Origin of the sequence: Xanthobacter pseudotagetidis, from assembly GCF_043194795.2 — a bacterium.
Taxonomy (GTDB): domain Bacteria; phylum Pseudomonadota; class Alphaproteobacteria; order Rhizobiales; family Xanthobacteraceae; genus Xanthobacter; species Xanthobacter tagetidis_A.
In genome coordinates, this window is sequence record NZ_CM195534.1 from 555,530 (window position 1) to 577,500 (window position 21,971).

The 21,971-nt window shown below is 69.1% G+C and carries 16 protein-coding genes; 6 read left to right on the plus strand and 10 right to left on the minus strand.

Going from position 1 to position 21,971, the window contains the following annotated elements; translation table 11 throughout:
* Positions 1-24: 24 nt before the first annotated feature.
* The 3 genes from murC to ftsW form a co-directional block, all read right to left on the minus strand.
* The gene (gene murC, locus V5F67_RS02545; protein ID WP_394021401.1) at positions 25-1,437 is read right to left on the minus strand and encodes a UDP-N-acetylmuramate--L-alanine ligase; all 1,413 of its coding nucleotides are present in this window, start codon (positions 1,435-1,437) and stop codon (positions 25-27) included.
* Positions 1,434-2,585, minus strand: coding sequence for an undecaprenyldiphospho-muramoylpentapeptide beta-N-acetylglucosaminyltransferase (gene murG / locus V5F67_RS02550; RefSeq protein ID WP_394021400.1), 1,152 nt, complete (start codon positions 2,583-2,585; stop codon positions 1,434-1,436). Before murG ends, murC begins: the two co-directional genes overlap by 4 nt.
* A 65-nt stretch (positions 2,586-2,650) precedes the next feature.
* Positions 2,651-3,853 carry a putative lipid II flippase FtsW gene (gene ftsW, locus V5F67_RS02555; protein WP_394021399.1) on the minus strand — a complete coding sequence of 401 codons (1,203 nt, stop codon included), beginning with the start codon at positions 3,851-3,853 and terminating at the stop codon, positions 2,651-2,653.
* A 111-nt stretch (positions 3,854-3,964) separates the two neighbouring features.
* On the opposite strand from ftsW, the gene V5F67_RS02560 reads away from it, so the two are divergent.
* The 5 genes from V5F67_RS02560 (at position 3,965) to V5F67_RS02580 (ending at position 9,508) form a co-directional block, all read left to right on the plus strand.
* Positions 3,965-6,628 carry a ligase-associated DNA damage response DEXH box helicase gene (locus V5F67_RS02560; protein WP_394021398.1) on the plus strand — a complete coding sequence of 888 codons (2,664 nt, stop codon included), beginning with the start codon at positions 3,965-3,967 and terminating at the stop codon, positions 6,626-6,628.
* Positions 6,629-7,031: 403 nt separating this feature from the next.
* Positions 7,032-7,274, plus strand: a complete 243-nt coding sequence (locus V5F67_RS02565) for a hypothetical protein (protein WP_394021397.1) — start codon at positions 7,032-7,034, stop codon at positions 7,272-7,274.
* Positions 7,275-7,280: 6 nt separating this feature from the next.
* Complete coding sequence (locus V5F67_RS02570; protein WP_394021395.1) at positions 7,281-7,754, plus strand: hypothetical protein; 474 nt, start codon at positions 7,281-7,283, stop codon at positions 7,752-7,754.
* Positions 7,755-8,090: 336 nt separating this feature from the next.
* Positions 8,091-8,774, plus strand: a complete 684-nt coding sequence (locus V5F67_RS02575) for a hypothetical protein (protein ID WP_394021394.1) — start codon at positions 8,091-8,093, stop codon at positions 8,772-8,774.
* A gap of 89 nt (positions 8,775-8,863) precedes the next feature.
* Positions 8,864-9,508 (plus strand): hypothetical protein, encoded by a 645-nt coding sequence (locus V5F67_RS02580; protein WP_394021393.1) that lies wholly within the window; start codon positions 8,864-8,866, stop codon positions 9,506-9,508.
* Between the two features lie 160 nt (positions 9,509-9,668).
* On the opposite strand, the gene V5F67_RS02585 is transcribed toward V5F67_RS02580, so the two are convergent.
* The 3 genes from V5F67_RS02585 to V5F67_RS02595 all read right to left on the minus strand — a co-directional run bounded on the left by V5F67_RS02585 (position 9,669) and on the right by V5F67_RS02595 (position 11,856).
* Positions 9,669-10,109: an NfeD family protein gene (locus tag V5F67_RS02585; RefSeq protein ID WP_394021392.1), complete on the minus strand. Its 441-nt coding sequence runs from the start codon at positions 10,107-10,109 to the stop codon at positions 9,669-9,671.
* Between the two features lie 4 nt (positions 10,110-10,113).
* Complete coding sequence (locus V5F67_RS02590; RefSeq protein ID WP_394021391.1) at positions 10,114-11,112, minus strand: SPFH domain-containing protein; 999 nt, start codon at positions 11,110-11,112, stop codon at positions 10,114-10,116.
* Positions 11,113-11,313: 201 nt separating this feature from the next.
* Positions 11,314-11,856: an arsenate reductase ArsC gene (locus V5F67_RS02595; RefSeq protein ID WP_394021390.1), complete on the minus strand. Its 543-nt coding sequence runs from the start codon at positions 11,854-11,856 to the stop codon at positions 11,314-11,316.
* A 328-nt stretch (positions 11,857-12,184) separates the two neighbouring features.
* Between V5F67_RS02595 and clpB the strand changes: the two genes are divergently transcribed.
* A complete protein-coding gene (gene clpB / locus V5F67_RS02600) occupies positions 12,185-14,827 on the plus strand; it encodes an ATP-dependent chaperone ClpB (protein ID WP_394021389.1) in 2,643 nt (880 codons plus the stop codon).
* Positions 14,828-14,935: 108 nt separating this feature from the next.
* On the opposite strand, the gene V5F67_RS02605 is transcribed toward clpB, so the two are convergent.
* From V5F67_RS02605 to V5F67_RS02620, 4 genes are all read right to left on the minus strand, one after another.
* The gene (locus tag V5F67_RS02605) at positions 14,936-17,191 is read right to left on the minus strand and encodes a hypothetical protein (protein WP_394021388.1); all 2,256 of its coding nucleotides are present in this window, start codon (positions 17,189-17,191) and stop codon (positions 14,936-14,938) included.
* Positions 17,192-17,403: 212 nt separating this feature from the next.
* Positions 17,404-18,309: a hypothetical protein gene (locus tag V5F67_RS02610; RefSeq protein ID WP_394021387.1), complete on the minus strand. Its 906-nt coding sequence runs from the start codon at positions 18,307-18,309 to the stop codon at positions 17,404-17,406.
* Between the two features lie 10 nt (positions 18,310-18,319).
* Complete coding sequence (locus V5F67_RS02615) at positions 18,320-18,853, minus strand: hypothetical protein (RefSeq protein WP_394021386.1); 534 nt, start codon at positions 18,851-18,853, stop codon at positions 18,320-18,322.
* Between the two features lie 285 nt (positions 18,854-19,138).
* A complete protein-coding gene (locus V5F67_RS02620; RefSeq protein WP_394021385.1) occupies positions 19,139-21,121 on the minus strand; it encodes a peptidoglycan DD-metalloendopeptidase family protein in 1,983 nt (660 codons plus the stop codon).
* Between the last annotated feature and the right edge of the window lie 850 nt (positions 21,122-21,971).

Genomic DNA, 21,971 nt, shown 5'->3' on the forward strand with positions numbered 1-21,971 from the left:
CGGCAAGCACCTCGTGTCCTGGCCTCACGCCGCCGGCTTCAGCGCCTGAAGCTCGCCTGGAAGCGCGTAGGCCCATTGGGTGATGCTGCCGGCGCCGAGGCAGATCACATAGTCGCCGGGCTTCGCCAGCCCCGCGACGATGCCCGCGAGGTCCTGCGGCCCTTCGAGCGGCGTCACGCTCCGGTGGCCGTGCGCCACCAGCCCCGCCACCAGATGGTCGCGGTCCGCGCCCGCCACCGGCGCCTCGCCGGCGGCGTAGACCGGGGCGACGATGACGTGGTCGGCATCGTTGAAGCAGGTGCAGAATTCGTCGAACAGCGAGGCGAGCCGGGTGTAGCGGTGCGGCTGCACCACCGCGATCACCTGCCCCTCGCTGGCGGCGCGGGCGGCGCGCAGCACCGCGGCGATCTCCACCGGGTGGTGGCCGTAATCGTCGAAGATGGCGGCGCCGTTCCATTCGCCGGTGCGGGTGAAGCGGCGCTTGACGCCGCCGAAGCGCGAGAGCGCCTCGACGATCCTGTCGTCCGGCACCTTCAGCTCGTGCGCCACCGCGATGGCGGCGGTGGCGTTGAGGGCGTTGTGCTTGCCCGGCATGGGCAGGCGCAGGCCCTTGATCTCGTGCACCACGTTGCCGGCGCGGTTGCGGAACACGACGCCGAACTTGGTGACGCCGCCCTTCAGGTCCACGTCGACGAGCCGCACGTCCGCCTGCGGGTTCTCGCCATAGGTGATGACGCGCCGGTCCTCGATCCGCCCCACCAGCGCCTGCACCACCGGATGGTCGATGCACATCACCGCGAAGCCGTAGAACGGCACGTTCTCCACGAACGCCTTGAACGCCTCCTGCACCTTGTCGAAGGTCTTGAAGTGGTCGAGGTGCTCGGGGTCGATATTGGTGACGATGGCGACCTCGGTGGGCAGCTTCAGGAACGTGCCGTCGCTCTCGTCCGCCTCCACCACCATCCACTTGCCCTGGCCGAGATGGGCGTTGGTGCCGTAGGCGTTGATGATGCCGCCATTGATGACGGTGGGGTCGAAATTGCCGGCGTCGAGCAGGGTCGCCACCAGCGAGGTGGTGGTGGTCTTGCCGTGGGTGCCGGCGATGGAGACGCAGCTCTTCAGCCGCATCAGCTCGGCCAGCATCTCGGCCCGGCGCACCACCGGCAGGCGCTTGGCGCGGCCGGCGGCGAGCTCGGGATTGTCGCGCTTGATGGCGGAGGAGACCACCACCACCTCGGCGTTGCCCAGATTGGCCGCGTCGTGGCCGATGAAGACGGTGATGCCGTGCTCGCGCAGGCGCTTGACGTTGGCGCTCTCGGCGGCGTCGGAGCCCTGCACCGTGTAGCCGAGATTGGCGAGCACCTCGGCGATGCCGCTCATGCCGATGCCGCCGATGCCGACGAAATGGATGGCTCCGAGGCCGGACGGCAGCTTCATGCGTGCGGTTCCTTGATGGTCTTGTCCTTGAAGGTCTTCACCGTGCCGCCGCCGGCGAGGTGCTGGACCAGGTCGCCCAGGCGCTCGGCGGCGTCGAGCACGCCTTGGCTTCTGGCCTTATCGGCCATCCGCGTCAATGCGTCCGGCTCGCCGGCAAAGGTGTGGATCTCCAGCGCCAGCCGCTCGGGATCGAACTCCACCTGCCTCAGCACCTTGGCGCCGCCCACGTCCGCCAGCGCCCGCGCGTTGGCGGCCTGGTCCTGGTCGAGCGCGTGGGGCAGCGGCACCAGGATCGCCGGCCGGCCGATGGCGGACAGCTCCGCCACCGTGCCCGCGCCGGAGCGGGAAATGACGAGATCGGCCGCCGCCATGCGCGCCGGCAGGTCGTCGAAGAAGGTCGCGATCTCCGCCGAAACGCCGAGCGCGGCATAGGCCGCCCGCACCCGGTCCGCATCCTCCTCGCGCGCCTGCTGGACCACCTGGAGCCGTCCGCGCAGCGCGCCGTCGAGCAGGCCGATGGCATCGGGCACCACGTCGGACATCACGCGCGCGCCCTGGCTGCCGCCGAACACCAGGAGCTTCAGGGGACCGCCGGGGGCGGGCGGGTCATAGGCGAGCGCGGCGGCCGCGACCGCTGCGGGGCGCAGCGGGTTGCCGGTCCACACCGCCTTGGCGTCGAGGACCGGATCGTTGCGGCACAGGCCCGGAAAGCCGGTGGCGATGGCGCCGACGCGGCGCGCCAGCATGCGGTTCGCCCGACCCATGACGCCGTTCGCCTCGTGGAGCGCGGTGGGGAGGCCGCTGATCGAGGCCGCCAGCAGCGGCGGCACCGTGGGGTAGCCGCCGAAGCCCACCACGCAGGCGGGCTTCAGCCGGCGCATCAAAGCGAGGCCCGAGACCAGGCCCGAGACCAAGGCGATGCCGGTGCGGGCCAGCGAGACGGCGGAGCGCCCACGCACCGTGTCGGCCGGCAGGACATGCAGCTCGCGCGCCGGGAAGTGGCCGGCATAGCGCGCGGCGCGCGCGTCGGTGGCGAGGTCGACCGTGAAGCCGCGCGCCGTCAGCACGCCCGCCAGCGCCTCGGCGGGGAAGAGGTGGCCGCCGGTGCCGCCGGCGGCGAGAAGCACGAGCTCGCTCAAGATCTTCATCCTTTGCCGGACCCCCGTGGGGATTGCGGCGCCGTTCTACCCCGGCGCGCGCCGGGGCGGAAATCTCAGGGCGCGGCGGCCGCAGCCGGCTCCGGCCCGGACGTCTCCATCGCGCGCGGCTCCGCCTTCCGGCGCGGCTCGCTCAGCGCGGCGAGCGCGGCGGCGCCGGGACGCTTGCGCGACAGCGCGATCAGCATGCCCATGCCGAAGGCGAGCGAGATCAGCGAGGACCCGCCATAGGAGATGAACGGCAGCGTCATGCCCTTGGCCGGGGCGATGTGCACGTTCACCGCCATGTTGATGGAGGCCTGGAGGCCGAACAGCAGCGTCAGCCCGGTGATGGCGAAGCGCGCGAACGGGTCGCTCTCGTCCATGGCGCGCCGGAGCGAGCGCAGGATGATGAAGGCGAACAGCGCCAGGATGATGAGGTTGAGGATGATGCCGAACTCCTCGCCCGCCACCGCGAAGACGAAGTCGGTGTGCCCGTCCGGCAGCATGCGCTTCACCGTGCCCTCGCCCGGCCCGGTGCCGAACCAGCCGCCGTTGCGGAACGAGTTGAGCGCGGCCTCGATCTGGTAGGTGTCGCCGGAATCGGGATTGATGAAGCGGCTGATGCGCTTCTGCACGTGCGACACGGTGAGGTAGGCGACGACGCCCGCGCCCGCGCCCACGCCGACGAGGCCCACCATCCAGATCCAGCGCAGCCCGGCGAGGAAGAACAGCGCCCCCCAGACGAGGCAGATCAGCAGGCTCTGGCCGAAATCGGGCTGGAGCACCAGCGGGACCAGCACGCTCGCCAGCAGCAGCATGGCGAGCGACTGCGCCGGCATCTCCGGCCGCTTCGAGCTTTCGGCGAACAGCCAGGCGGCGAGGATCACGAAGGCCGGCTTGATGAACTCCGAGGGCTGCACCGTGATGCCGGCGAGCGTCAGCCAGCGCCGGGCGCCCTTCACCTCGGGCCCGAACACCAGGGTCGCCAGCAGCAGGACGAAGAACAGCGCGAACACGCCGATCGCGGTGCGCCGGAGCGCGCGCGGCGTGAGGAAGGAGGTGGCGAGCAGCACCCCCACCGCCGGGACGAGGAACAGGAGCTGGCGGTTCACGAAATGGAACGGATCGTCGATGCCGATCCGCGCCGTCACGGCGGGGCTCGCCGCAAGCGAGAGGATGATGCCGATGATCATCAGGCCGAAGAGGGCGGCGAGCAGGGCCCGGTCCACCGTCCACCACCATTCGCTGAGGACGGTCCGGTCGGCGCGGGACATCATGGGACTTGGCTACTCCACGCGGGAACTGACGGCGCACCATGGGGCCGAGACGGTTGACGGGCGATTAAAGACACCATCGCGAAACCGCCGGCCGCATCCTATCTTCGGGACGTGTCCCATGCCGCGCCCAGGGCCGAGGCCGCCCTTCCCCCAGCGTTCCGCCAATGGTTCCGCGCCCGCGGCTGGACGCCCCGCGCGCACCAGCTCGATCTGCTCGGCGCCGCGGCGGCCGGCCGCTCGGTGCTGCTCATCGCCCCCACCGGCGCCGGCAAGACGCTGGCCGGCTTCCTGCCGACGCTGGTGGAGCTGAGCGCGGCGCGGGGCGGGAAGCCGGCGCGCCGCATCGCCCCGCCCAAGCCCGCCCCTGTTCCGCCCTCCCCCGCAGGCAAGGAAGGGGGCAAGGAAGGGGGCAAGGCCGGCGCCGGCGGGGAGGAGGGCGCCGCCCCGGTTCCGTTCGCCCGCTGGCAGGCGGAGCGGCCGCCGTCGCCGCTGCACACGCTCTATATCTCGCCGCTGAAGGCGCTGGCGGTGGACATCGCCCGCAACCTGGAGGCGCCGGTCGCGGAGATGGGCCTTCCCATCCGCGTCGAGACCCGCACCGGCGACACGCCGGCCTCGCGCCGCCAGCGCCAGCGGCGCGACCCGCCCGACATCCTGCTCACCACGCCGGAGCAGATCGCGCTGCTGCTCGCCTCCAAGGATGCCGACCACCTGTTCTCCGGCCTCAAGCGGGTGGTGCTGGACGAACTGCACGCCCTCGTCACCTCCAAGCGCGGCGACCTGCTGGCGCTGACGCTGGCGCGACTCAGGGCGATCGCGCCGGGGCTGCAATGCGTCGGCCTCTCGGCCACCGTCGCCGAGCCGGACGACCTCCGGCGCTACCTGGTGCCGCAAGGCGCGGGCGCCCCGCTCGCCGATCTCGTGGTGGCGGCGGGCGGGGCGGCGCCGGACGTCTCCATGCTGGAGAGCCGGGCGAGGATGCCCTGGGCGAGCCACACCGCCCACCATGCGCTTGCCGAGATCTACGAGCTGATCGGCGCCAACACGCTCTCGCTGGTGTTCGTGAACACCCGCTGGCAGGCGGAATTCCTGTTCCAGGAGCTGTGGCGCATCAACGACGCCAGCTACCCCATCGCGCTCCATCACGGCTCGCTGGCGGTGGAGCAGCGCCGCAAGGTGGAGGCCGCCATGGCGGCCGGGCGGCTCAAGGCGGTGGTGGCCACCTCCTCGCTCGACCTCGGCATCGACTGGGGCGACGTGGATCTCGTCATCAATGTGGGCGCGCCCAAGGGCGCCTCGCGCCTGATGCAGCGCATCGGCCGCGCCAACCACCGGCTCGACGAGCCCTCGCGCGCGGTGCTCATTCCCGCCAACCGCTTTGAGGTGCTGGAATGCCGGGCGGCGCTGGAGGCGGTGAAGGCTGGGGCGCAGGACACCCCGCCCGAGCGCGCCGGGGCGCTGGACGTGCTGGCCCAGCACATCCTCGGCATGGCGTGCGCGACGCCCTTCGACGCCGAGGCGCTCTATGGCGAGGTGACATCCGCCGCGCCCTACCGCGCCCTACCGCGCGCCGATTTCGACGCCGCGGTCGCGTTCGTCGCCACCGGCGGCTACGCGCTGAAGGCCTATGAGCGCTACGCCAAGATCCGCCGCACCAAGGAGGGCCTGTGGCGGGTCGCCAACCCCATGATCGCGCAGGCCTACCGGCTGAACGTCGGCACCATCGTCGAGGCCGCCATGCTGAAGGTGCGCCTGGTCTCGGCGCGCGGCGCGTCGAAGAGCGGGGTGGCCGGAAAGGTGCGCTTCGGCGGGCGGATGCTGGGCGAGGTCGAAGAGTACTTCGTCGAGACCATGGTGCCGGGCGACACCTTCGTCTTCGCGGGCGAGATCCTGCGCTACGAGGCGCTGGTGGAGGACGAGGTCTATGTCTCGCGCAGCACCGCCAAGGAGCCGCGGGTTCCCGCCTATGCGGGGGGCAAGTTCCCGCTCTCCACCTTCCTGGCCGCCGGCGTGCGCTCGCTTCTGTCCGCTCCGGAACGCTGGGCCTCGCTGCCGGCGCAGGTGCGCGAGTGGCTGGAGCTCCAGCGCGCGCGCTCGCGCCTGCCCGGACGCGACGACCTGCTGGTGGAGACCTTCGAGCAGTCCGGCCGCCACTATCTCGTGACCTATCCGTTCGAGGGCCGGCTCGCGCATCAGACGCTGGGCATGCTGCTGACCCGGCGGCTGGAGCGGGCGCGGCTGAAGCCCATGGGCTTCGTCGCCAACGACTATGCGCTCGCGGTCTGGGGCGCCGGCGACATGGGGCTTGCGGTGCGGCAGGGGCGGCTCTCGCTGGCCGATCTGTTCGACCAGGACATGCTGGGCGACGACCTGGAGGCGTGGCTCGCCGAAAGCGCGCTGATGAAGCGCACGTTCCGCCACTGCGCGGTGATCGCCGGGCTGATCGAGCGCCGCTTTCCCGGCAAGGAGAAGACGGCGCGGCAGGTCACGGTCTCCACCGACCTGATCTACGACGTGCTGCGCCGCCACGAGAGCGACCATCTGCTGCTGCGCGCCGCGCGGGCGGATGCCGCCACCGGCCTTCTGGATGTGAAGCGGCTCGGCGGGATGCTGGCGCGGGTGAGGGGGCGCATCGTCCACCAGCCCTTGCCGCACGTCTCGCCGCTCTCGGTGCCGGTGCTGCTGGAGATCGGCCGCGAAAGCGTCGCCGGGGAGGCGAACGAGGCGCTGCTCGCCGAGGTGGAGGAGGAGCTGGTGCGGCAGGCGATGGGGTGAGGGGCGGCGGCGCGTGGCCGCGCCGCGCCCCGCAAGACAGGAATTTCACCTGCGTGGCCAGATCCCGCGCCGCGCGCGGACCGGGGCCAAGATGCCGGTCCAGACCCGGATACCAGGGGGCGCATCTAAGCCTTTTCAGATGCTTGGGGGATGCCGGGCCGCTCTGAAAAGCACCCCTGACGATCAAGTGAAACGGTCAAACTTCCCCGTTTGTGCTCGCCAGCGTTGATGGATGGCGCCGAATACACAACCGGTATGCTTGATTTCTTGGGCCAACCTGCGTTCAATATCCTAGGTTGGACAAACAGGGATTGGAAAAAATACAATGAGCCGAGGACTATTTGCCGTCGCACTTCTGGCGCCGGCGTTGTTGCTCGCGCAAGCCGCGCCCAGCGCGGCGCGCATGAGCTCTGGCGCCGCGGCGGTGACCGCGGGCATTGTCGGGCTTGCCGTCGGCGCCGCGATCGCCGACAGCGCGCACCGCAACACCTACGTCTACGGACCGCCGCCGCCGCCCGTCTACGTGCCGCCGGCGCCCTTCTCCCCGGCCTCCAACGTGGTCTGCTATCCGGGCCAGCGGGCCTGCTACTACAACGGCGGCGCCTATGCCGCCGATTGGACTTGGCGCGTGTACGGCAGGAACTGAGATCCCATGACCATCATCAAGCCCCTGCGCGGCGCGCTCGTCGCCCTCGCGCTCTCCGCCGCCGCCTGCGCCCCCGCGCTCGCCCAGCCGGCCGCCCCCCATTCCGGGGCCGCCTTGCCGGACGACGACCGGATGGACAATGCCTGGAACGACCTTCTCGAATCCGAGAACGGCCTGCTTCCGGGGCCGCAATACACCGCGCTCAACAATCTCGCCTTCCAGGCGGCGATCGTGCGGGTGTGCGACGGCTACACGCTCGACACCGAGTCTTTCGGCAAGGGCATCACCGGCGTCCTGACCAGCCCGGACAAGGACTTCAACGAGAAGCAGGAGAAGGAGTTCGGCGCCGCCGTCCTGGTGGCGTTCGGCGCCCGCTACGGCCTGTTTCTGGCCGAGGGCAACGGCGACAAGAAGGACTTCTGCGACGCCGCCGCCAAGCTCAAGGCGACGCCGGGCGACGTGCCGCTGTTCTTCAAGTGAACTGACGGGATGTGACGGGGACGGGGCGCCTGGCCTGGCCGGGCGCCCTGTTTTTTTTTGGGGTCGGAAGCGGGAGAGGGGGTACGTTTGAGGGTTTCGACATTGGTGGCAATGACCCACAGCGGCTTTCCCGACACGCCGCTGCGTACGTGCGCACTGGGGTGGGGAGAAGACGTGCTAGCTTTTAGGAGCATCGGCCGTTCAAGCGGACGTTGTTGCGATTGGCGTCTCGCCTCATCCTGTGCGGGCGCACTAAAGTGCGTTTCCGACTAATGAACTCTCAGTATACTAGGTATCTGGTGCGCCCTGGGTTGTCGCTGTCAGTAAGGCAATACGATGACACAAAAACCTTCCGCCGACGATCCGCGCTTTCATCACGAAATTTGGACGGGTCCGACCATCGAAAGCGCGGACGTCGTCTCGGGGATCTATTATGTCGAGAACCACAACGGCCAATGCAGCTATGGCGAGCTGGCCCTAGATTTTCAGATGGCTGCTAACCTTGTCATTGAAGCCTGTCAGAGGAACGGGCTGGGGAACTGGACTGCTCCAATTTCTCATTTGGTGCGCCAAACGCTGGAGCTTCGCCTCAAGGCGCTTCTAGAACAGATCGGCCAGAAAGGCGGTGAGATCGGAACTAAGATGATCCGTTCTCATGACCTGAAGGCCATTTGGACTCATTGCAGCGATTGGCTAGTCCGTTCCGGTTACCGATTTCGAGAAGATGCCCGACTAGCTCAGACTGAAAGGCTGATCGAGGCTTTTCACGCGATTGATCCTACGGGCGATCTGTTTCGATTCGGAATTTCCAACCAGACGGCGTTCGGCAAGCAGAAAAGCTACGACAAGGTCGGCTTTAGATTGGAAATCCTTGTTTCTGACTTCTCCGCATCGGACGCCTCCCTGCAACATTGGGAAACGGTCCTGCTACGTGAAACCATCGCAGTCGAGATGAAATGGGATAAGGACCCATTCTTTGATCCGAACAACTTCCCGAAGCTGGCGATCGACGCGCCTTGATTTCACCGACCGTGCATTGACCGCCGGCGTGGCTTGCAGCCAGCCAAGCATCATGCAAACTACGCAACCGATCTGAAAAGTAGGACTTTATGAGCATCAAACGGATGCCGTGGGACCGGCCTTCGGGCAGTTTCATGCCAAACCGGCAAGGCGATCGGTCAGACGGCCCAATCTACACGGCGCTTGGCCGAGCATTGTCGGCTTGGGAAGGAGTCAATGCTGCCGTCAGCAGCCTTGCACATGCCTTGCATCGACATTTGCCTGAACGAGAGTTCGAACTCGCGATCAATACACTAGACACCCTTGTCAAAACGCACGACCGTGCGAGGTTTTTGCGGGAGGCGGGCTTGAGTTTTTTGTCGGGTAACTTCGGAGATCAGCATCCTGCGGCGGCCAAATTCAAGAAGGCACTGAGCAAAGAGATGGGTGCCTACACCGAATGGGTGGCGAGGAGGAATGAACTGGCTCATGGATATGTCACTGAAGCTATGTCGCCCGACTATGACGACCCGGATCAACCAGTCACGATCTTCCACGCGCTACTCCCCTCGCACGCTCGGGCCGACCGATGGTTTCATGCAGAACCAGAGTGGAACTACCTCGCCGATGAGATCGAGATGTTTGCCAAGAGATTTAAGGAGCTCGACGATCGGATAAAGCTTTTAGCGAAAAAAGTCGGGAAATTGCAACTTTTGCGCAAAGAAGACGCCTCCCATTTGTCAGTGGGCAAATGACTGCTTTCGCGAAAATTAGATCGCACGCTAAAGATCTCAATGGGTTCGGATGTAGAATGGCGGCTATCTAAATAGACGCAGCTAATTCCGTCCACCCAGCTTCAGGGTCAATACGTGACGGTCAGATGCGCCACTTGGTAAGGTCTCTGCTCTTGCCCCCCTACGCCCGCTCCACCCGGAGCGTCGCGCCATCCACGGCCACCACCTTCACCGCCTGCCCGGCCGCGGTGTCCGGGCCCTCGATGCGCCAGACGGAATCGTCGATGCGCACCCGCCCCACCCCGGCGAGGATCGGCTCGTCGAGCACGAACACCCGGCCGAGGAAGCCTTCCGCGCGGCGGTTGAGGAACGGCCGGTCGGAGGCCTTGCCCGGCGCCGGGGCGACGCGCCGGCCCGCCAGCACCGCGATCACCGCCAGCGCGGCGAAGAGCAGCACCTCCATCTGCCAGGTGAGGTCGATCACATAGGCCAGCACGCCGGTGACGAGGGCGGCGATGCCGAGCCACAGCAGGAAGGCGCCGGGCGCGGCGATCTCGGCCAGCAGCAGCAGGCCGCCGAGCACGAACCACGCCCACGGCCCGAGGTCGGTGAGCAGGCCCATGGCCTCACTCCGCCGGCGGCGGGGTGGCCGGGCCCGTGGGACGGCGCCCGCGCGGCGGCGCGGCTCCGCCGTCCGGGGTGGCCCCGCCGCCGAACGCGCCCCTGGCGATCTCGCCGATGCCGGCGAGCGAGGACAAAAGCGCCGTGCCCTCGTAGGGCATGAGCACCACCTTCTGGTTTGGCGCCGCGCCCAGGGTCTCGAACGCCTTCACGTATTTCTCGGCGATATAGTAGTTGAGTGCCGCCGGATCGCCCGACGCCACTGCGGCCGAGAGCATCTCGGTCGCCCGCGCGTCGGCCTGGGCGAGGCGCTCGCGCGCCTCGGCGTCGCGGAAGGCGGCCTCGCGCCGGCCCTCCGCCTGGAGGATCTGGCCCTGCTTCTGGCCCTCGGCCTTGAGGATCTCCGACTGGCGCTGGCCCTCCGCCTCGAGGATCACAGCGCGCTTCTCGCGCTCGGCCTTCATCTGCCGCGCCATGGCGTTGACGAGGTCGGCCGGCGGCACGATGTCCTTGATCTCGATGCGGTTGATCTTCACGCCCCACGGCGCGGCGGCGGCGTCCACCACCCGCAGCAGGCGCTCGTTGATCTCGTCGCGGTGCGACAGCAGCTGGTCGAGGTCCATGGAGCCCATGACGGTGCGGATGTTGGTCATGGTCAGGGCCAGGATCGCCAGATCGAGCTGCGCCACCTCGTAGGAGGCGCGCGCGGCGTCGAACACCTGGAAGAAGGCGACGCCGTCCACCGAGACGGTGGCGTTGTCCTTGGTGATGACCTCCTGGGTGGGAACGTCGAGCACCTGCTCCATCACGTTCACCTTGTTGCCGATGCGGTCGATGAACGGGACGATCAGGTTCAGTCCGGGCATCAGCGTCTTGGTGTAGCGGCGGAACCGCTCGACCGTGAACTGGTAGCCCTGCGGCACCGTCTTCACCCCGGCGAAGACGATGGCGACGGCGAGGACCAGGAGAACGAGAACGAAGAGGTTCGGACCGAAATCGATCATGGGCGCCCCCAAATCGCGCCCCGGTGGCGGGGCCGGCGCGCCGATATGGTCACGGCCGATGCGGCGGGGCAAGGCCCATCGGCTGCGCGCCGGGCGCGCGGCGGGAAGCGGAATTCCCGGTTCGCCCGGCCTCCGGCAGCCCGTTACCGGACGCCGCGGCGTCCCGCGGCTCCGCCCGGCGTCCCGCGGGACCGGCTGCGGTCAGCCGGCGACGGTCGCGCCGCGGGTGGCGCCGTCCATCATGCCGATCTCCTTCAGGTGCATCTCCAGCGCCAGGCGGTCGAGGCTGGCGAGCGGCAGGTTGGCGAACACCGTGATGCGGTTCTTCAGGTGCCGGAACGCCTGGGTGAAGGCGGCGCCGCGGTCCATCTCGCCGCCCTCGGCCTTGGCCGGGTTCTCGATCCCCCAATGGGCGGTCATGGGATGGCCGGGCCAGATCGGGCATTCCTCGTCGGCGGCGTCGTCGCAGACCGTGAACACGAAGTCCATGTGCGGCGCATCCGGCCCGGCAAACACATCCCAGCTCTTGGGATTGAGGCCCTGCGCGGGATAGCCGAGCCGCTCCAGGGTCTCGACCGCCATGGGATGCGCCTGCGCATCCGGGCTGGTGCCGGCGGAGAAGGCGTGGAAGCGGCCGGCGCCGTCCTTGTTGAGGATCGCCTCGGCCATCAGCGAGCGGCCGGAATTGTGGGTGCACAGGAACAGGACGTTGTAGGTGCGGTGCGGTTCGGCCGAGCTCGACATTGGGTCCTCCCAGGACGCCCGTGAGCCGGGCGCGCGCCATCCGCCCCCGGGGGCGGCGGCCGCGCGGGAGCGCGATCTTATAGCGGCGCTGTTCGAAGCTTTTGTGTCGGTGCCGCCGGTGCGGCGGATCAATGACGGGTGGGCATGGCGGCGAGATTCTCGGCTTGCGGGCCGGGGACCCCCTTCCGTTGCCGCGGGGACACACCCACATGAGCGAAAGCGCGGGTGTGGTCCATCCGCGTGACGGTAGCCGGGGATGCCGGTGCCGTGCCCGAGCGTGCCGCCGTGCTTCTTGAAGGCGGCCGGCGCGAGAAGGAGGAACAGACACATGAATTTCGAGATCTATACCGAGCGCGCGCGTGGCTTCGTCCAGTCCGCCCAGTCGCTGGCGGTGCGGGAGGGGAACCAGCAGTTCACCCCGGAGCACCTGCTGAAGGTGCTGATGGACGACCCCGAGGGCCTGTGCTCGGGCCTGATCCAGCGTGCGGGCGGCAATCCCACGCTGGTGCGCGCCGATGTGGAGGCCGCGCTCAAGAAGCTGCCCAAGGTTCAGGGCGGCTCGGGTCAGGTCTATCTTTCCCAGCAGCTGGCCAAGGTGTTCGAGACCGCCGAGCAGGCGGCCAAGAAGGCCGGCGACGGCTACGTCACCGTCGAGCGGCTGCTGCTGGCGCTCGCCATCGAGAAGGACACCGAGGCGGGCAAGATCCTGGCCAAGGCCGGCGCCACCCCGCAGGGCCTGAACGCCGCCGTCGAGGCGCTGCGCAAGGGCCGCACGGCCGATTCGGCGACCGCCGAGAACGCCTATGACGCGCTGAAGAAGTATGCCCGCGACCTCACCCAGGCCGTGCGGGACGGCAAGCTCGACCCGGTGATCGGCCGCGACGAGGAAATCCGCCGCACCATCCAGGTGCTGGCCCGCCGCACCAAGAACAATCCCGTGCTCATCGGCGAGCCCGGCGTCGGCAAGACCGCGATCGTGGAGGGCCTCGCCCGCCGCATCGTCGACGGCGACGTGCCCGAGAGCCTGAAGAACAAGTCCCTGCTCGCCCTCGACATGGGCGCCCTCATCGCCGGCGCGAAATATCGCGGCGAGTTCGAGGAGCGCCTGAAGAGCGTGCTCTCCGAGGTGGAGGCGGCCGAGGGCGGCATCATCCTGTTCATCGACGAGATGCATACCCTGGTCGGCGCCGGCAAGACCGATGGCGCCATGGATGCGTCCAACCTGCTGAAGCCCGCGCTCGCCCGCGGCGAGCTGCACTGCGTCGGCGCCACCACGCTCGACGAGTATCGCAAGCACGTGGAGAAGGACGCGGCGCTCGCCCGCCGGTTCCAGCCGGTGTTCGTCGCCGAGCCCACGGTGGAGGACACCGTCTCGATCCTGCGCGGCCTCAAGGAGAAGTACGAGCTGCACCACGGCGTGCGGATCACCGATTCGGCGCTGGTGTCGGCGGCCGTGCTCTCGAACCGCTACATCACCGACCGCTTCCTGCCCGACAAGGCCATCGACCTGGTCGACGAGGCGGCCTCGCGCCTCAGGATGCAGGTGGATTCGAAGCCCGAGGAGCTGGACAACCTCGACCGCGAGATCATGCGCCGCAAGATCGAGCAGGAGGCCCTCAAGAAGGAGACCGACGCCGCCTCCAAGGACCGCCTGAAGCGGTCCGAAAAGGAGCTGGCGGACCTCGAGGAGCGCGCTTCCGCCCTCACCTCCAAGTGGAAGGCGGAGAAGGAGAAGCTCGGCGAGGCCACGACCGTGAAGGCCAAGCTCGACCAGGCCCGCGCCGACCTCCAGGCGGCGCAGCGCCAGGGCGAGTACCAGAAGGCCGGCGAGCTCACCTATTCGGTGATCCCGGAGCTGGAGAAGAAGCTCGCGGAGCTGGAGAAGGCGGGCGGCGCCGGCAGCGGCATGGTGGAGGAGTCCGTCACGCCGAACCACATCGCCGGCGTCGTCTCCCGCTGGACCGGCGTGCCGGTGGACAAGATGCTCGAAGGCGAGCGCGAGAAGCTCCTGCGCATGGAGCTGGAGCTGGCCAAGCGCGTGGTGGGTCAGTCGGAGGCGGTGGCCGCCGTCTCCACCGCCGTGCGCCGCGCCCGCGCCGGGCTCCAGGACCCGAACCGGCCCATCGGCTCGTTCCTGTTCCTCGGCCCCACCGGCGTCGGCAAGACCGAGCTGACCAAGGCTCTCGCCGAGTTCCTGTTCGACGACGAGACGGCGATGGTGCGCATCGACATGTCGGAATTCATGGAGAAGCACTCCGTGAGCCGGCTGATCGGCGCCCCTCCCGGCTATGTGGGCTACGACGAGGGCGGCGCCCTTACCGAGGCGGTCCGCCGCCGGCCCTACCAGGTGGTGCTGTTCGACGAGGTGGAGAAGGCCCATCCGGACGTCTTCAACGTTCTGCTGCAGGTGCTCGACGACGGGCGCCTGACGGACGGGCAGGGGCGCACGGTGGACTTCCGCAACGTGCTGATCGTCATGACCTCGAACCTCGGCGCCGAGTATCTGGCCGACCCGCGCCAGCCCATGGGCTTCAAGGTGCCGGGCAAGGAGGGCGAGGAGGTGGTCTCCGACGAGGAGGCCTACGATCTGGTGATGGGGGCCGTGCGGCGTCACTTCCGCCCGGAATTCATCAACCGGATCGACGAGATCGTCATGTTCCACCGCCTGAAGCGGGAGCAGATGGACACCATCGTCGACATCCAGCTCGGCCGGCTGCGCAAGCTCCTGGAGGATCGCAAGATCACCGTCGAGCTTTCGCCCGAGGCGCGGCACCACCTCGCCGAGAAGGGCTACGACCCGGCCTATGGCGCGCGCCCGCTTAAGCGCACGATCCAGAAGCTGGTGCAGGACCCGCTGGCCGAGAAGATCCTCGCCGGCGAGATCCCGGACGGGTCCAAGGTGAAGATCGGCTTCGACAAGGGCCACCTCACCTTCGCCGCCGAGGCCGGCCCGGTGGACCAGGCGGCCTGAGGCGCGCGGCCGGGCGGAAGCTGCGGTCGAGATCATTGACCCCCGGCGGCAGCGCCGGGGGTTTTTCTTTGCCTCATGGCGCGAGGGCGCGTACCGGGGCCGAGCGGATCAATAGGCTTGCAAGGGCAGCACCCCGCCGTGGCCGATCATGAGGCCCCAGGTCTCGTCCGCGCGCACCTCCACCTCGTCGGTCTCGGTTTTGCCGCCGGCCTTGATCGAATAGCGGTACTTGCCCGGCGCGACGTCGAGCATCGGCCCGTCCGGCGCCTTGGTGCCGGCATTGGCGGGAACCTTGATGGCCCGCTTGTCGAACGTGATCGTCGCCTCCCGCGGCTCGATGTTGCCGAACATCACCCGCGCCTTTCCGGGCGGCGGCAGGACGCCCGCCGTCTTCGCCGCCTCCGGATTCCTGAGCGCGAGATTGACGGTCGTCTCGCCGCCCTTGCGGCCCAGCGTCAGCACCGCCGGCCCCTCGGGCGAGGCGAAGCGCAGCGTGGCGGCGTCCGCCGCGACCACCCGGCCCCCGGCCTCCTCCTTCCAGTCCCGCTTGCCCAGCTCGCGCCGGTAGAAGTAGAGCACCACGGCAACCTCCATGGGCACGCTGGCGTTGAGCTCGCGCCGGAACGGGGTCTTCGCGACCTCCGACATGGTCGTGCGCTTGGGAACCGGCAGCCCGCCGCGCTCCTCGGCGACGAGGTCGTCGGGCGAGGGGGGCGGCGCGCTCGCCGCGCGGGCGTCCTGCCGCGGCGTTGGCCGCTCCGCCTTGGCACCGGCCAGAACCAGGCCGGAGCCGCGTGCGGTGACGTTGGTGCTCGGCCCCATCCGCATCACCGTGATCGAGACGTCCTTGCCGGACTTGGCGAAGTCCAGCTGGACCATGTTGGCGCTGTTGATGACGCCCGGCTTCGCGCGCCATCCGGACTGCGTCAGGGCCGAGCGGAAGAAGTCCGCGACCGCCTTGACCTCGGACGGGCTTGAGAAGCTCAGCGTTCCCTTCTCGCCGTCGAAATCGATGCCCTGCGCCGTCTCCGGCAGGGGAACGGGTGTCGCGGCGTCGGCGAGCGGCCGCAGCGCCGCGGCGGCGGACCCCGCGCCGGGCGGGGGCGCCTTGGCGCCGGGCGCCAATTGCTCGGCTTTGCGCATCATCTGCTGGGCCTGCTGCAGCATGTCGCCCACCCCGCCGAGGCCGGGCATGCCGGCGCCCGGCGTGCCGAGGCCGGGCGCGCTCTGGGGCTTGGGCCTGTTGAGCTTCTCCACCAGGCTGACGGTGGTGAGGCCCTGCTGGCGCGCGAGCTTCAGGGTCGCCGTTCCGTCGGGGAGCGTGTAGGCCACCACCGCCTCGTTCGAGCCGATGGCCGTACCGCGCGCGTCCTCCTTCCAGCCGAGCGCGGCCAGCGCGCCGCGATAGAAGGAAAGGACCGCGTCGAGGCTCGCCAGGACCTCGGCGTGGATGTCCCGCCCGGTGGCATAGTTGGTCCCGCCCGCGCCCTTGCGCGGGCGCGGCACCGGCAGGCCGAACACATCGCCGCCGGGCTCGACCGACTGGGCCTCGGCGGCGGGCGTGTTCGCCGCGGCCGTCGCCCGCATTTGCCTGAGCAGCCCGACGGGCTGCGGCTTGATCTCGACCCGCACCTTCCCGTCGCCGGTCTTCTGCAGGACCAGCGCCAGCGTCACCTTTGGATCCCGGTCGCTGATGTAATAAGCGGAGCCGCCACGCCCGTTGAGGGTCCCCGAGGGGCCACCCTCCGCCTGCCTGCCGTCGGTCTTTTCCGACCACAGGAACCAGCCCCGCCCGGCGAGCTGCCGGCGGTAGAAATCGAGGAGCGCGTCGGGCGATTCGGCGCTGACGAGGCTCAGCGAGGGGCTGTCCGGCGAATAGCGGATGTCCGCGGCATCCGCCGTGAACGGCAGGTCGACCCGCAAGGGCAAGGCCGAATACTGGACGCTGATGGCGTTGTTCTGGGCCGGCGCGACCGTGATGAAGACGTTGAGCGCCTGCGGTCCCTTCTTGAAGGTGAGCGTGCGCATGGTCGGAGCCGCGGCCGAGGCGGCATCGGGCGCCGAGAACCTCTGCCAGCCGAGCGCCGCCAGCGCCGCCGCGACGGCATCGGCGGTGGGGCCGATGGGCTGGGGCGAGGAAAAGACGGTCGTGGCAGGGCCGGCATAGATTTCGCGCGCGCCGGCGATGCGCGGCAGCTTGCTGGCGTCGAAGCCGTCGGCGGCCGCCTGCCCTGCCGCCTGCCCAGGCGCTTGGGCCCAGGCGGGCCCGGCCTGGGTGGCGCCGATCGCCAGCATCGCGCACAGCGCCAGAATGTGGTGGCGGCCGCTGCGCCCCACGGTGAAGCCCGCCCGTTGCCCCTTCATCGCCATCTCCCGTCACCGGATCGGCGGCCGGGCGAAATGACCTTTCGCTCCCGTGGCCGTCACAAATCGTGGCGACCCAGCTTCGGTCGATGCCGGGTCTGACGGGGCGGACGGTGCTCGTGCTTTATTTCAAGCGGATTTCGGCTGCATGTCCTCCGCAGGCGCCCTGCCGCTCCGGTCGGACGGCGCCCATGGCCTCGCGGGACCCATCCTCATTTCCCGCGCATCATCTCCAGCACCGCCTCGGCCCGCTTGCCCGCTTCGGCGAGGAAGGGCTTGCCTGCGGCCTCCTTCACGAAGCAGTCGCGGTAGGCCTTGGAGGCGTCGTCCTGGGCACGGAAGCCTTCCTCCCAGCGCGGGTCGTCCTCCTTGCCGGACTTTTGCGCCGCTTCCAGCAGGCTGTCCGCCTTGGCGGAGGCGGCCTTCCAGGCATCGTCGCAGACCGGGATCGGCGGCACCTGCACCGTCGCGTCAGCCGCGGCCACGCTCACGCGTCCGTCGGCGACGCGGGTGACGACGATGGTGTCGGGGGGCGCGTTGCCGGCGATGTCCTGTGAGAACAGGCCCAGCGCCGCATGCACGAGCTCGCCGGGATTGGCGGCCGGCACGATGTCCGCGTAGCGCGAGAAGGCGGCATCGCGGCTCACGGTGAGCGTGTAGAAGAACTCGTCGCCGGTCGCGGCCTTGATGCCGTCCTTGAAGGCGGCCGGCGCGCCCTCGTCCTGCGCCCGCGCCTTCAGCCAGTCGGTGAAGACCGGCTCGGGCGAGACCAGGACGTAGGTGGCGCCGTCCTCGTCCATGAAGATGAGGCCGTCGGGCGAATCCGAGCCGAGCTCGTCCCGCACCAGCGTCTCGGGCGAGAGCACCGGCTTCTGGCCGAGGCCCTTGAACTTGAGCGCGCCCACCAGCGCCGCCATGCGCTTCTCCAGGTCCTTGCGGGCGCTCTCCTCGATCTTGGCGATCTGCGCATCGCTCTTGCCGCCCTTCACGGCGGTGTCCACCGCCGCCACCGCCTTGTTGCGGGCGGCGATGTAGTCCTCCGCCGGCCCGGCGGCAGCGGGCAGGCCGGTGGACAGCAGGAAGGCGCAGGCGAGCAGGTTGGAGGCCGAATGCTTCATGACGCGGGGCTCATGCCGAACGATGCGGGGGCCGCATCATCCCGACGCGCCGGCAAAAAGGCAATGGAGCCGCGCGGCGTCCGCGTCCGGAGAGGATGCGCCGACGCGGCCATGGAGCACCCACCGCCGAATCGGCTCCGCGCATCCTCCATGGCGCCGCCGTCGGCGCGCCCGGGAAGCGGATCAGCAGACGGGGGTCCGGCGTCAGCCAAGGACGCAGGAGAGGCGGAAGGGGCAGCCCCTTCCGCCCGGTCCAAGGCGTGGCGCCATACTGGCCGCGCGCGGTGGCGAGGAAGGCTTCGGCGCGCTTCACGGCGGCGGCGAAGAAGGGCTGGCTCGGCGCCTCCTTCACGAAGCAGGCGCGGTAGGCGAGCGAGCCCTCGTCCTGGATCTTGGGGATCTCCTCCCAGCGTGGATCCTGGTCCTTGGCGTCCTTCTCCTCCGCCTTCTGCAGCGCGTCGGCCTTGGTCTTGTAGGGCTTCCACACCCCGGCGCAGGCGGCGATGGGCTTCACGTCGAGCTTGGCCATGGTGATGCCCGCCATGGCCTTGCCGTCCGCCTGGCGGACGATGACGATCTGGTCCGGCGCGGTGTCGCCCGGAGGGCCGCGGCAAGCAGCAGGGCATAAGCGAGCGGGCGCACGAAACCGTTGGCGGAACCTCTGAGGGAGCCACTCATGGGGTCGTCCTCTGGGAAGATTGTAGAGCGAGATGCCCGGTTGCGGCGGTAGCCCAACCACTGCCAAGGTCAAGCTTGAATTGCGGCCGTTTGCGGCCGGGCTCATGGCCACAAACGCTTGCGCTCAGGGAATTTTCGCGCCCGCCGGCCGTCAGTTGCTGGCGGCCCTGGTGCGGGCGTTCGAGGCGATGCCCGCGACCTTGGGCGGCACGGGCGCGTGATTGAGGAGCGCGTCGATGCGCTCGCGCTCCTTCCTGAACTCGGCGAGGAACCGGCCGTCCAGCGCCCGCCCTCGCGGCAGCTTGATGCGCATGGGGTCGACGAAGCTGCCGTTGATCTTGACCTCGTAGTGGAGGTGCGGCCCGGTGGAGAGGCCGGTGGAGCCGATATAGCCGATGAGCTGGCCCTGGCGGACGGTCGCGCCCTGGCGGATGCCCTTGGCGAAGCCGGACTGATGGGAATAGGTGGTCACGTAGCCGTTGGCGTGCTGGATCTCGGTGTGCTTGCCGTAGCCCGATTTCCAGTTGGCGTAGATGATGGTGCCGTTGCCGGCGGCGTAGATCGGCGTGCCGACGCTGTCGGCCCAGTCGACGCCGGTATGCAGCTTGGAATAGCCGAGGATGGGATGGCGGCGATAGCCGAAGGGCGAGCGCATGACGCCGCCCGCGAGCGGCTTGCGCACCAGGAACTTCTTCGCGCTCTTGCCGTCCTCGTCGTAATAGTCGATCAGGCTGTCGTCGGTGGTCTGGAAGCGGTAGTAGCGGCGCTGGTCGCCGTTGATGGTGAGGGCGGCGTAGAGCACCTCGTTGCTGCTGCTGCCGTCGTCGGAATACAGCACCTCGAAATTGTCGCCCGGCCGCACCCGGCGCTGGAAGTCCACGTCGAAGGAATAGACGCGGATGATGTCGGCGATCACGTTGCGCGGCACGTCGTTGCGCAGGCAGGTCTCATAGACGCTCTCATAGAGGCGGATGCCGGGACCGCTGTCGTCGTCCACCTCCTCGGAGACGCCCGCCATCTCGGTCTCGGACGGCTCGGCCACGGAGACGTAGCGGCCGAGGTCGGAGAGCGCCACCGTGCCCTCGTGGCCGGCGTCGGAGAAGATGGAGACGCGCAGCGCCTGGACGTTCTTGTCCGCATTCTCCTGGAGCAGCATGCGCAGGCGCAGGCCGTCGTTGACGGCGCCATCGCGCCCGCGGCCGAAAACGCCGGCGAGCGCGCGTGCCTCCTGCTGCGACACGCCGTTGTCGGTCAGGATGGAGACGATGGTGTCGCCCTTCTTCACCACCGTCGTGCGCTCGGACCAGTCGTTGCCGCCGGAGGTCTCGGCCGAGCTCTTCTGCACGAAGCTCACATTGTCGATGGCGGTGGGCGCGGGAAACGCGCCATCCCCCTCGACTGCATAGGCGAGATAGGGGGCGGCGGGCGAGAAGCGGGGCGCCCCGGTGATGGCTGCGGGCAACCCGGCGCTGGGCTGCAGGCGGGCGAGCTCGGCCACCTCGCGCACCTTGATGAGGACGCTCTCCATGGGGGTCGGCGCGCCGAGCTTGGCGCTCGCGGGCACCTGGGAGAGCTCGCGCATCACCACCGTGACCTCGCCCGTGGGCTCGGCCTGGGCGGTGGACTCCTCCTCCTTCATGGATTCGGAGACGATCTGCGTCGGGTTGAAGCGCGGGATGTCCGACGACACCGAGGTCGCGGTCATGGCGAGATTGGCGGCGACGCGGGTGAACGGGCGCACCTTGATGATCTCGCGGTCGCCCATCTTGGTGGTGGTGGAGACGCGGAACGTCTGGCGCGCGTTCGAGGCCTCGGCCAGGAGCGACATGCGATCGCCCTTGCGGGCGGAGTTGGACGGGCGCTCGCCGGCGGCCAGGGCGCCGCGGATCGCGGCCCGGACCTTCTCGGGCATCAGCGCGAAGCGGTGCTCGCCTTCGAGCGCGGCATAGACGGCGCCGCCCATCAGGAAGGTGCCGCACAAGGCGGTCAGGAGGGTGGCGGCGAACCAGCGCACCGAGACCCGGCGGCGGTCGATCTCCTCCTCGTCGCCATCGACGCCGAGCGGGGGATCGTCTCCGAGGCCGGCGGCGCTCGAGGCGTCGCGCCAGGCACCCGCTGATCGTCGTTGAACCAATGTCCGTCCCTTCAGCGATGAACCGCCTCGGCGGCGCAACCCGGTTAGCCCCTGGAGAGCGGCCTGCCCAAACCGCCGGTTTGCGCGCGGACGGCTCTCTAGATCGGAGATAGAGCCCGCAACGAACGGCGCGCGCTCCAGACGTGCGCTGGACCATGCCCCGCCTCCCTTCCCGCGTCAACGCGCCGAAGCGCAGCCGCAGGACGGGAAGCGGGATGTTGAGCCGGCCGACGCGGCAAAAGCATGGCGGGCCGACGCCGGCCATCGCGCGTCTGCGGCCAGAGACTGAAACGGGTGATCCCTACTCCCACCCCCTCCCACCCGCTCGTGCCCGCGCGCGCACGAGCGGGTGGGAGGGGGAGCCACGCGAACGCCCGGTGTCGCGCTGCGGCCCGGCCGTGCCGGTCTGGATCTGCCAACGCCTCCGCGCGGCCGAGGCGTGGGCGGGTCCCTTCGCTGTCGGCCGAGCGGCGCGTGGCGCGCGGGGATGGCGTGCGGACCCGCGCAGGCCATCCCGAACACCGCGGCCGAAACTCCGAACCGCCGCCGGGAGACATTCTTTTTGGAGATTCACGCGCCCATCCGCGCCGATTTGGGCGGCGCGGCCGGCGTGCGCGGCGAAAAAAGTCGGCTCCGAAGCGGAAAAAATCGCGGCTTCCGGCGACCAACGGCGTCGACCGGGGCCCGGCGAACCAAGTTATGCACAACCCGAAAAATCAATATCTTCAACGTTTTTTGCCGTCTTGCCGGCTCAGTTCTCCACAGTGTCATAGGGGGGTCATTTTTCAGATTTTGGGGTGTTGACACCGGAAGGGGGTCTCCCCTATAAACCGCCCATCGACGACGCGCT

Bases quoted from the DNA above. Each gene is read 5' to 3' on its own strand.
- ftsW (WP_394021399.1), bottom strand. From the start codon at position 3,853: ATGATGTCCCGCGCCGACCGGACCGTCCTCAGCGAATGGTGGTGGACG.
- clpB (WP_394021389.1), top strand. From the start codon at position 12,185: ATGAATTTCGAGATCTATACCGAGCGCGCGCGTGGCTTCGTCCAGTCC.
- V5F67_RS02580 (WP_394021393.1), top strand. From the start codon at position 8,864: ATGAGCATCAAACGGATGCCGTGGGACCGGCCTTCGGGCAGTTTCATG.
- V5F67_RS02565 (WP_394021397.1), top strand. From the start codon at position 7,032: ATGAGCTCTGGCGCCGCGGCGGTGACCGCGGGCATTGTCGGGCTTGCC.
- V5F67_RS02615 (WP_394021386.1), bottom strand. From the start codon at position 18,853: ATGGCGGGCATCACCATGGCCAAGCTCGACGTGAAGCCCATCGCCGCC.
- V5F67_RS02595 (WP_394021390.1), bottom strand. From the start codon at position 11,856: ATGTCGAGCTCGGCCGAACCGCACCGCACCTACAACGTCCTGTTCCTG.
- V5F67_RS02610 (WP_394021387.1), bottom strand. From the start codon at position 18,309: ATGAAGCATTCGGCCTCCAACCTGCTCGCCTGCGCCTTCCTGCTGTCC.
- V5F67_RS02590 (WP_394021391.1), bottom strand. From the start codon at position 11,112: ATGATCGATTTCGGTCCGAACCTCTTCGTTCTCGTTCTCCTGGTCCTC.
- murG (WP_394021400.1), bottom strand. From the start codon at position 2,585: ATGAAGATCTTGAGCGAGCTCGTGCTTCTCGCCGCCGGCGGCACCGGC.
- V5F67_RS02570 (WP_394021395.1), top strand. From the start codon at position 7,281: ATGACCATCATCAAGCCCCTGCGCGGCGCGCTCGTCGCCCTCGCGCTC.
- V5F67_RS02575 (WP_394021394.1), top strand. From the start codon at position 8,091: ATGACACAAAAACCTTCCGCCGACGATCCGCGCTTTCATCACGAAATT.
- murC (WP_394021401.1), bottom strand. From the start codon at position 1,437: ATGAAGCTGCCGTCCGGCCTCGGAGCCATCCATTTCGTCGGCATCGGC.
- V5F67_RS02605 (WP_394021388.1), bottom strand. From the start codon at position 17,191: ATGAAGGGGCAACGGGCGGGCTTCACCGTGGGGCGCAGCGGCCGCCAC.
- V5F67_RS02585 (WP_394021392.1), bottom strand. From the start codon at position 10,109: ATGGGCCTGCTCACCGACCTCGGGCCGTGGGCGTGGTTCGTGCTCGGC.